We start from the raw sequence: 9,460 nt of genomic DNA, 5'->3' as shown, positions 1-9,460 counted from the left end.
CCTGCTCGGCCTGCCCACCCACACCTCCGCCGCCACCGCCGCCCTGACCGGCTGGCCGCACCATCGGGCCGAAGCCGCGCTGGACCGCCTCCATGACGCCCGCCTGCTCGAACCCGCGGGCCCCGACCGCTACCAGCTCCACGACCTGGTCCGCCTGTACGCCCGCGAACGCGCACACCAGGACCTGCCTGAGGAGGAACGCGCCGGCGCGGTACGTCGGGTGCTCCACCACCACCTGACCACCCTGTGGATGGCGAGCAACGCGTTCAACACCGATCCCGTGCTGCGCTGCCCCGTCGAGTTGCCCGCGAGCGTCTTCAAGGACCTGACCGAAGCCGGACGATGGATCCAGGACGAACGGGAGAACCTGCTCGCCGCCGTGCAGCAGGCGCTGACCGGACCCGACCCGGAGACCGCCGTCGGCCTGGCCATCGGGCTCCACTGGCCCTTCAGCTACCAGGGCTGGCACACCCAGCTCGCCGACGTCTACGCCCAGGCCATCGAGGTGGCCGATCGCATCGCGGCCTGGGAGGACAAGGCCCAGCTGCGCAGCTTCCTCGGCTGGGTGCACCGCGACCAGGGCCGTCACGACGCCGCGATCGCGGCGCTGGAGACCGCTCTCACCGACTGGGACCGCGCCGGACTGCCCAGCAGGAAGGTGGGAGCGCTCAACAACCTCGGGGTCATCCACACGATCGTGGGACGTCTCGACGACGCGCTCGCCTACCTCGAACACGCCCTGGCGCTCAACGAGGACGCGGAACGCCCGGTGGCCACGATCGTGCTGCGCAACAACCGGATGCACGTCCACTCGCGGCAGGGGCGCTTCGACGAGGCCATCGCGGAAGCGCGCGAGCTGGTGGAGCTGTGGCCGAAGGCGGATCCGCGCGCCGGCGCGGGCTCGGCGCACGACTCGCTGGGCGACGTCCACCGCCACGCCGGCCGGCTCGCCGAGGCGGTGGAGAGCTACACCACGGCCGTGCGGCTGCTGCGCGAGTCGAGATACGGGCTGAAGGAGGCCAGGTCACGCTGGTGGCTCGGCACCGCGCTGCACGAACTCGGACGGCACGGCGAAGCACGGCGACAGTGGGAGAGGTCGGTCGGCCTCCTGCGCGATGCCCGCCTCCTCGCCCCAGGGGAGGCGGCCGGGATCCTCGCCCAGCCCGTGCCGGAAACGCCCCAGCCGATCAAGAACCTGCTCTGACCGGCGCGACGTGAGAGCCACGGCCCTGATCATGGGCGTGGCTCTCACGCATCAGGTCAGTGTCCGCGCCATTCGATCCTCGCTCCGCCGACCGACGAGTTCTTCGGCCCCCAGGTGGCGACGTACGTGCAGTAGGGAGGAGGAGAGTTGGTGATCTTCAGCGCACCGGTGTACGACGTGCCGTCGATGTCCACGGTGGAGGTGGAGGAATCCGGGCAGCCGTAGCCGCCGGTCCGCCAGAAGTGCAGGTTGTAGTCCTTGTTGAGGGTGCTGGTGGGGTTGGATACGCGGCCCCACCGGTACCACGCTCCGTTGTACTTGCCCATGCGGAGCTGGAGCCGTGCGCCGCTGGATGCCACGTACTCCTTGAACGTGCGCACGTCGGTGGCCTTGGTCGGCACCGAGTAGTTGAAGCTCCCAGCGGCCGCCGCGCTCGGGTTGGCGACGACGCAGGCGGCCGCGATCAGTGCGCCGGCCGCGGTCGTGCCGAACGCCTTGGGCAGATCTCTGAACATCACGAGTTGGGTCCCTAGTGTGAGCGACTTGTCGGCCGGCTGCCGACCGACCAGGCTGGTGCCGGCCCCAGCCACGCTAGGGACCGCTGGTATGTCCGCGGTATGTCGCGCGATTCCGCCTGAGCGGCGCGTCAGGGGTCTCCTGACGGCGCTAGTCGGCCAGGCCGTCCCAGGGGTTGCGTTCGGTGCCCGCGGCCAGGCCCTCCGGGCAGTGGCGGCGGAAGTCGCACCACGAGCAGATCGGGCCCGGGCTGGGGGTGAACAGGTCGTCGATCTCCTTCGGCACCGCCGCCGGTCCGCTGACCGGGGTGGCGGGCGGCCGGTCGCGCGGGACCGCGTCGGGCCAGCCGGCCCCCGGCGGCGTGCTCCCGCTCGGCCGACTCTGCGCGCGGCCGGTCGGCCGGCGGGTGGCGGCCGACCTGGCCGGGGCCGCGACGAGTTCGCGGTAGCGCTCGTCGGCCGCGGCGGCCTCCATGGCCAGCTCCTCGGCCCGCCGCAGGTGCCTGGCGAGCGATTCGTCCGTGTGCCGCCATTCGACGATCTCGCCGGTCGGCAGGTGGTGCAGCTCGACGCTCAGGCAGGCCGTGCGCATCATCGCCGAGGCCGCGATGGCGTACACGGCCAGGGCCAGGGAGCCGCGCGCGTCGTCTTGGGTGAGCGGCCTGCGGCCGGTCTTGTAGTCGACGACGACCAGCTCGTCGCCGCGCCGGTCGAGCCGGTCGATGCGGCCGGAGAGCGCGATCACCTTGGTGCGGGTGGCCACGGTGCGCTCGACGCCCACCGGGTCGTCGGCCGGGTCGAGCGTGGCCACGTAGCCGGTGACGAGGTCGCGGGAGCGGCCGAGCCAGTGCGCCGACTGCTCGGTGTCCCTGAACCCCTCGGTGATCCACCCGTTGGTGAGCAGCAGCGACGCCATCGCGGGCGTGCGCCGCTCGTACGGCTCGCGCCACCAGCCCGCCAGCGCGTTGTGCACGCTGGCGCCGACGCTGTTGTGCGCCCAGGCCGGGCCCTTGGCCGGCTGCGGCCGGTCGAGGTAGGTGAACCGGTAGCGGCGGCGGCAGTCGAGCCAGGCGTTCAACCGCGACGGCGTGCACGCGTAGAGCCGTCGCGGCATCCCGTCCAGCGGGAGCTGGTCGTACACCCTAGTCGTCGCCGGGCCCGAGCTTGATGCCGGAGATCTTGGTGCCGTCGGTGAGCGGGCCCTCGGGCGCGGGCTCGGTCTCGACCCGGGTCAGCGAACCGGACACCCAGTCGTCGAAGTGCGGCTCCAGGTCGCCGATCGTCACCTCGTCGCCGTGCGCGGGCAGGACGCGGGTGTCGCCGGGCAGCGTGAAGAGCCGGCCGCCGATCGCGGTGAGCTGGTCGGCCAGCGCCGGGTATTCGCCGCCGAGCTTGCCCGGGCCGTCGGCCTGCAGGGTCTTGCCGGTGAAGACGGCGCCGAGCCCCTCGCAGTAGAGCGAGACGCCGCCGGGGCTGATGCCCGGGGTCTCCATGACGTCGAGCTGGACGTCGGCGACACCGAAGATGCCGTCGTCCTCCATGTCGATGTCCGGCCAGGTCTCCCGCCAGGTCTCACGCCACAGCGGCTTGTCCTTCGGGTGCAGGGCCACCACGGCCTCGTCTCTGCTGGCCACCTCGATGGCGGCCGCGACGTGGTCGGGCAGGCCGTGCGTGCAGATGACCGCCAGGACCTCCCGCTCGCCCACCTTCTCCAGGATCTGCTCGGCGTCGCGTGCGGGGTCGATGACGATCACCTCCTCGTCGTCGCCCACGATCCAGGTGTTGTTCTCGACCTTCTGCTGGACGTCGTCGATCTCGACGACGCCCTCGGTCACCACTCGCTCGATACGCGCTGTCACGCCTCCGAACTCTAGCCCGTCTGCATGAGAGAGCGAATCGCGTTGATGATGAGTTGTACGGCGAGTGCGGACAGCAGCAGCCCGGCGATCCTGGTGACCAGCTCCACCCCGTTCTCCTTGATGACCCTGATGATGGCCGCGGAGAAGCGCATGAACAGCCACAACAGGATGTGCACCGCGGCGATGGCCACCAGCAGCGTGGCCACCTGGACGGTCCGGCCGGCGGCCTGCTGGGCGAAGACGATGGTGGCCACGATCGCGCCTGGACCGGCCAGCAGCGGGGTGCCGAGCGGCACCAGCGCCACGTTCACGTTGGAGCGCACGGTGTCGGTGCGCGGCTGGGCCACGCCACGCAGCAGTTCGAGCGCGACCAGCAGGAGCAGCAGGCCGCCCGCGATCTGCATGGCGGGCACCTCGACGTGCAGGTACCCGAGGATGACCTGGCCGAACACGGCGAACACCACGATCAGGCCGAACGCGGTCACCGCGGCCTGCCAGGCGATGCGCTTGCGCTCGTGGGCGTCGCGGCCGAAGGTGTAGGCCAGGAAGAGCGGGATCACGCCGGGCGGATCCATGATCACGAACATCGTGACGAACGCCTCGACGAAGAACCTGACGTCCGGCATCGCTCGCTCCCCCAACGGTCGGCCCGGGGGGAGCCCTGTCTCATGAGTCGGGACTCATTCTTCCAGCCGTGGCGAGAAGGCGCCGAAGGGCACGTCGAGCTCGTAGTCCCGGACGTCCCTGAGCGACAGCTCGGCCAGCGCGATCAGGCATCCGGCGTCCGCGGGCCAGCAGATGGTCCACAGCCAGTTGCCGAGCGCCTCACCGGCGTACACGGCCCGGTCGGCGGCCCCGCCGACGCACCACAGCGCCGTGGGATGCCCGTGGACCTCGATCTTGGCGTTCGGCGGGCCCGAGTCGAAGCCCTCGCCAGGGTCGGGGCCGTCGAGGCCGGCGAACGCGGCGCCCAGCCCCACTCCCGGTTCCTCGGCGATGACCAGCAGATCCGCCGGGCCGTCCATCAGTGCGGGCCCGGACAGCGCGACCAGGCTCGCGCGAGCGCCCGTGCGCTCATCACCCACCTCCCCGAAGCCGGTCACCAGCCAGCCAGGCGGCAACGGCCATGGCAGCCACACGGGCACCACGGCATTCTTCCGCATCGCCTCAAGGGCCGCGCCGGATGGCGGCCACGGTGGCTGATACGGCGGGACATCACCGTGCGTGTCGCATCGCCACGCGCTCGACCATGCGTTCGGCCCGTGAAGCGGGCCAAAACACCTTGGACAGGTTGGAGCCGCTCTCACAGCTACCCACGGTGCTTCGTCCGGCGCCGTTGCGTCAAGGGCGCTTCCCGTTATCCCGTCGTAATCTTGGTCACGTGCGCGTAAATTGTGTCGGCGCGATCATTTTCGACGCCTCTGACCGGCTCCTACTCATCCACCGCGGACGCCCGCCCGGGCAGGGCCTGTGGTCCATTCCCGGCGGGCGTCTTGAGCCTGGTGAGACGGACGAGGCAGGCGTGCGCCGTGAGGTGCTGGAGGAGACCGGGCTGCGAGTGACGGTGGGCCCGCTGGCCGGGACGGTGGACCTGCCGGGGCCAGGCGGGGCGACGTACGTGATCCGCGACTACCTCGCCACCGTGGTCGGCGGCTCGCTGACCGCCGGGGACGACGCCGCGGACGCCCGCTGGTACTCCAGGCACGAACTGGACCTGCTGCCGCTGTCGGAGGGCCTGCTGGAATGCCTGACGGACTGGGGGGTACTCAAGGAGGCGTAGCCACCCGTTCAGGTGCGCAGGTCCCTGCGGTGGTCGTCGCCGCGCAGCGTGAGCAGCGCGGCGGCGCTGAGCACGCAGGCCACCACCACGTAGTACGCCGGAATGTCCAGGTCGCCGGTGTTCTTGATCAGCTCGGTGATGATCAGCCCGGCGCAGCCGGAGAACACCGCGTTCGACAGCGAGTACGCCAGCCCGAGCCCGGTGTAGCGGACCGTGGTCGGGAACATCTCGGCCAGCATCGCGGGCCCGGGACCCGCCATCAGCCCGACCGCCGCGCCCGCCACCAGCACCGCCAGGCCCTTCACCGGGGCGGGCGCGCCCGGGTCCTGCAGCAGGTTCAGCAGCGGGAACGCCAGTGCCACCACCAGCAGCGCGCCGGCCGTCATGACCGCGCGCCGCCCCACCCGGTCGCTGAGCGCGCCCGCCGGGATGATGGCCAGCGCGAAGCCCAGGTTGGCCACCACGGTGGCGATCAGCGCCTGCTGGAAGGTGGCGTTCAGCGCGCTCTGCAGGTACGACGGCATGACGACCAGGAACGTGTACCCGGCCGCCGACCAGCCCATCAGCCGTCCGACGCCGAGCGCGATGGCCCTGGCCACCTCGCCCGCCGACGGCTTCGGCACAGGCTCACCGGCCTGGACGCGCCGGAAGGTGGGCGTCTCCTCCAGCCGCAGCCGCAGCCAGAGCGCCACCGCGCCGAGCGGCAGCGCGAGCAGGAACGGGATGCGCCAGCCCCACGCCTTCAGATCGGGCTCGGACAGGACCGTGGCCAGCAGCGCCGCCGCGCCCGCGCCGCCGAGCAGCCCGAGCGCCACCGTGAACGACTGCCACGACCCGTACAGCCCGCGCCTGCCGCGCGGGGCGAACTCGGTCATGAGCGACACCGCGCCGCCGAACTCGCCACCCGCCGACAACCCCTGCAGGATCCGGACGAACGTGAGCAGCCACGGCGCCAGCGCCCCCAGCGTGGCGTAGGTCGGCAGCAGCCCGATCAGCGCGGTCGCCCCGGACATCAGCAGCACGACCACGATGAGCAGCGGCCGGCGGCCGATCCTGTCGCCGAGCCTGCCGAAGATCGCCGCGCCGAGCGGCCGGAAGAAGAACGCGAGCGCGAACGACGCGTACGTCTTGACCAGCCCCTCCAACGGCCCGGCGCCCGCCGGGGTGAAGAAGTTCGCCGCGATGATCGTGGCGAAGTAGCCGTAGACGCCGAATTCGTACCACTCGATGAAGTTGCCCACCGAGCCCGCCACCAGGGCTCGCCGGGACCGCAGGGGTTCGAGGTGCTGGGAGTCGTGAGCCGCTGCCGTCATGCGTGGTGCCTTCCGACCGTCACCGGGGATGACGACAAGCGTCATTGACCTCCCGAGTCATGTCAATGATTTTCATCGGTTCGCCGACAGGCTGGACGTCCACAGGATGAGATGGTCCGCGTCGTACGTCGTGGACCTGCCCAGCGCCACCACCTCCGAGCCCGACACCGCGACCGACGACAACCACTGCATCCCCGGCCCCGCCAGCCGGTCCTTGGTCAGCCCGGTGCGGTTCCACGTCAGGCCGTCCTGCGAGGTCCAGACCGCGCTGTCGCCGTCGCCAGGCTCGCCGTGCCAGCCCACCGCCACCAGGCCCTGCTCGGCGGCGGCCAGGTCGTGCACGGACGCCGCCCGCTCGGCCGGCAGCCACGCGGTCTTCCAGCTCTCGCCCTCGTCGTCGGAGACCGCGGCGAAGGCCCGGCGCGAGCCCGCCGACAGCGCCGTGCCGATCGCCACCAGCCTGCCCTGACGCTCGACCACCTGGCGCAACCCCGACGCGGTCGAGTCCGGCGGGTCCAGGCGCTCGCGGGCGCTCCAGTTCACGCCGTCGCCGGAGAACCAGATCACGCTCTTCTCCTGATCGCCGCCGCCCGAGCCGCCCACGGCCAGATATCCGTTCTCGATGGCGATCACGTCGTGGACGCGCACGCCCGCGCCGCCCTGGGGCAGCTTCTTCGCCCTGGTGAACTTGCGCAGGTCCGGGGTGAACCACAGGGCCGCGGCCGACGCGCCGGACGGGTCCTTGGACTCGCCGGCCAGCACGTAGCCCTTCTGGCCCGCGGCGACGGCGTGCACGCCCAGGTAGGGCTGGTCCCTGTCGCGCGCCAGGTCACCGGTGACCGGCACCTCCTTCCAGCTCTCGCCGTCGTCGGAGTAGACCAGCAGCGGGTCGGTGACGGCCGCGCTCGCCTCGGTGCTGCCCACCGCCAGCCAGCCGCGCCGGCCGTGCGCGACGTCGTCGAGCGTCTGACGGCCCGGGCCCTGGATGCTCATGGACTTCCAGCTCTTCCAGTCCTTGATCGTCCAGAGTCCGGCGTCCCCCGCGGCCGAGCCGACCGCGACGTACCTGCCCGCGTGGCTGGTCACCCGGTTCGTCTCGCGGGCGACGCGGGTCAGGCCCGCCACCTCGTTGAGCCGCACCCGGGACGCGTTGCCGCGCTGCGGCGCGGTCATCAGCACGAGCTGGTTGTCCACGTCCGAGGCGGCCTGGTCACCGCCGGCCAGCAGGGTGCCCGCGTCGTTGATCGCGAACCCGCGCAGCGTGGCGCCCGGCGGGTTCTCCAGGTCCACGCGCCGGTTCCAGGCGCGGCCGTCCGGGCTGGTCAGCACCGCGTACTTGCCCAGCGTCGACTGACTGATCGCGGCGATGCCCGACTTGTAGGAGATGACCGTCTCGATGCCCGGGCTCTGCTCGCTCAGCCCGACGATCGAACCGCACTGCGCCCACTCCGCGCCCGTGGGCGAGCAGTAGACGCGTACGTCGCCGGAGACCGTGCGCCGGCCCGTGGGCACCAGCACGAACTGCTTGGGCAGCACGGCCAGCGTCCCGATCCGCGGCGTCGCCTCGGGCAGGTACAGCGCGGTGACCTGCCAGGTGCGCCCGCCGTCCGCCGAGCGCAGCACCCGCGAGCCCTCGCCCTGCGACGGGCGGCCGACGGCCACCACCGTGTCCTGCCTGGCCACCACCGCGGCGAGTTCGAGCACCTCCAGGCCCCTGGTCTCGACGCGTTCCCAGGTCTCGCCGTCGTCGGAGCGCCAGGCCGCGGGACCGGTGCCGCCGTCCGGGCCCCTGGTACGGCCGACCGCGGCGAATCCCGAGCTCGTCCTGGCGATGTCGGCGATCGCGTCGCCCGGTCTGAACGCCGGTTCCGCCATCGGGACCGCCGTCCAGCCGAAGCCGTCCGTGCTGGTCCACAGGCCGCTCTCGCCGCCGATCGCCAGCCAGCGCCCGGCGCCGCCCACCACGCGCTGGACGGTGGGCGTGGTGGTGCCGGTGACCTGACCGAGCTTCCAGATCTTGCCGCCGTCGGCCGAGTACAGGAACAGCGGGCGCGGGGTGGGGTTGGTGATGTCGCTGCCCACGGCCACCACGGTCTTGCCCACCGCGACCATGTCGTTGAGCCGCTGGATCGCGCCCTCGCTGGCCGCGGGGACGGTGAACAGCTCGTCGCCGGAACGTCCGGTGCCGGCGTCCACGCGCAGCGCCGGGCCGCGCGGCGTCGCCCACTGCCACACCAGCACGCCCGCGGCCACGATCAGGGCGGCGACCAGGGACAGGACCACGGGGACCGCCCTGTTGCGCCGGCGCATCGGGCTCGACCTGCGGACGGCGGCCGGGGCCGGGCCGCGGTGGTGCCTGCCGCTGGAGCCGCCAGGGCGTGGCGGGCCGGAGGCGACCAGGAGGTCCGGGCGGGTGGGCCGGCCGCCAGGAGGTCTGCCGACCCGCCTGACCTCGCCGTCGTCCTGCGCGCCCGGTTCCTGGCCTGGTGTCTCTTGCTCGTGGGACGGTTCCGCGACCGGGTCCGTGGCCGGGTCCGTGCCTGCGTCGGCGGGTGTGTCGGCGGCCGGCCGGTTCTGGTAGGGGGCCAGGTGCCGGGGGACGCGCAGCGGCTGCGTGTGGTCGGGCGGGTCGTCCGTGACTGCGGTCTCCGGCGGCGCCTCGGCCGTGGGGGACGCCGCGAGGTGCGGGGAAGGTTCGGAAGGACTCCGCCGGGCCTCGTCAGGGGCCTCTCCGGGCTCCTGAGCGGGCTCCTGTCGGGCCGGGCCGGGCTCCTGGCCGGGTTCCGGGC

8 protein-coding genes and 1 pseudogene are annotated in these 9,460 nt (G+C 72.4%); 2 read left to right on the top strand and 7 right to left on the bottom strand.

All coding sequences use genetic code 11. The features are described from left to right. Positions 1-1,204: tetratricopeptide repeat protein (locus tag HII36_RS50770; protein ID WP_173530594.1), on the top strand; the 1,204-nt coding region annotated here is incomplete at its 5' end. Between the two features lie 56 nt (positions 1,205-1,260). Here HII36_RS50770 and HII36_RS50765 read toward each other — a convergent pair. The 5 genes from HII36_RS50765 to HII36_RS50745 all read right to left on the bottom strand — a co-directional run bounded on the left by HII36_RS50765 (position 1,261) and on the right by HII36_RS50745 (position 4,885). Next, the gene (locus HII36_RS50765) at positions 1,261-1,722 is read right to left on the bottom strand and encodes a hypothetical protein (protein WP_173530593.1); all 462 of its coding nucleotides are present in this window, start codon (positions 1,720-1,722) and stop codon (positions 1,261-1,263) included. Positions 1,723-1,870: 148 nt separating this feature from the next. After that, the gene (locus tag HII36_RS50760; RefSeq protein ID WP_328808270.1) at positions 1,871-2,860 is read right to left on the bottom strand and encodes a RecB family exonuclease; all 990 of its coding nucleotides are present in this window, start codon (positions 2,858-2,860) and stop codon (positions 1,871-1,873) included. Position 2,861: 1 nt separating this feature from the next. After that, the gene (locus tag HII36_RS50755; protein WP_173530592.1) at positions 2,862-3,578 is read right to left on the bottom strand and encodes an MBL fold metallo-hydrolase; all 717 of its coding nucleotides are present in this window, start codon (positions 3,576-3,578) and stop codon (positions 2,862-2,864) included. Between the two features lie 11 nt (positions 3,579-3,589). After that, positions 3,590-4,204: a MarC family protein gene (locus HII36_RS50750; protein WP_173530591.1), complete on the bottom strand. Its 615-nt coding sequence runs from the start codon at positions 4,202-4,204 to the stop codon at positions 3,590-3,592. Positions 4,205-4,258: 54 nt separating this feature from the next. Continuing rightward, positions 4,259-4,885, bottom strand: a complete 627-nt coding sequence (locus HII36_RS50745) for a DUF6758 family protein (RefSeq protein WP_173530590.1) — start codon at positions 4,883-4,885, stop codon at positions 4,259-4,261. Here HII36_RS50745 and HII36_RS50740 point away from each other — a divergent pair. After that, entirely contained in the window at positions 4,828-5,358 is a 531-nt protein-coding gene (locus tag HII36_RS50740; RefSeq protein WP_173530589.1) for an NUDIX hydrolase, read from the top strand. The two genes, HII36_RS50745 and HII36_RS50740, sit on opposite strands and share 58 nt — an antisense overlap. A gap of 8 nt (positions 5,359-5,366) precedes the next feature. Here HII36_RS50740 and HII36_RS50735 read toward each other — a convergent pair whose 3' ends face one another. Next, positions 5,367-6,671 carry an MFS transporter gene (locus HII36_RS50735; RefSeq protein WP_173530588.1) on the bottom strand — a complete coding sequence of 435 codons (1,305 nt, stop codon included), beginning with the start codon at positions 6,669-6,671 and terminating at the stop codon, positions 5,367-5,369. 72 nt (positions 6,672-6,743) lie between these two features. Further along, positions 6,744-9,460: pseudogene (locus HII36_RS50730) on the bottom strand (hypothetical protein); the annotation flags it as partial.

It is taken from the genome of Nonomuraea antri (assembly GCF_013283785.1).
In the GTDB taxonomy this organism is placed as follows: domain Bacteria; phylum Actinomycetota; class Actinomycetes; order Streptosporangiales; family Streptosporangiaceae; genus Nonomuraea; species Nonomuraea antri.
The sequence above is the reverse complement of the archived record's forward strand: the minus strand, read 5'-3'. Positions and strand labels throughout refer to the sequence as shown.

What these genes read in the sequence shown, in the direction of transcription:
- HII36_RS50750 (WP_173530591.1), bottom strand. Translation starts at nt 4,204, where the DNA reads ATGCCGGACGTCAGGTTCTTCGTCGAGGCGTTCGTCACGATGTTCGTG.
- HII36_RS50740 (WP_173530589.1), top strand. Translation starts at nt 4,828, where the DNA reads ATGCGTTCGGCCCGTGAAGCGGGCCAAAACACCTTGGACAGGTTGGAG.
- HII36_RS50735 (WP_173530588.1), bottom strand. Translation starts at nt 6,671, where the DNA reads ATGACGGCAGCGGCTCACGACTCCCAGCACCTCGAACCCCTGCGGTCC.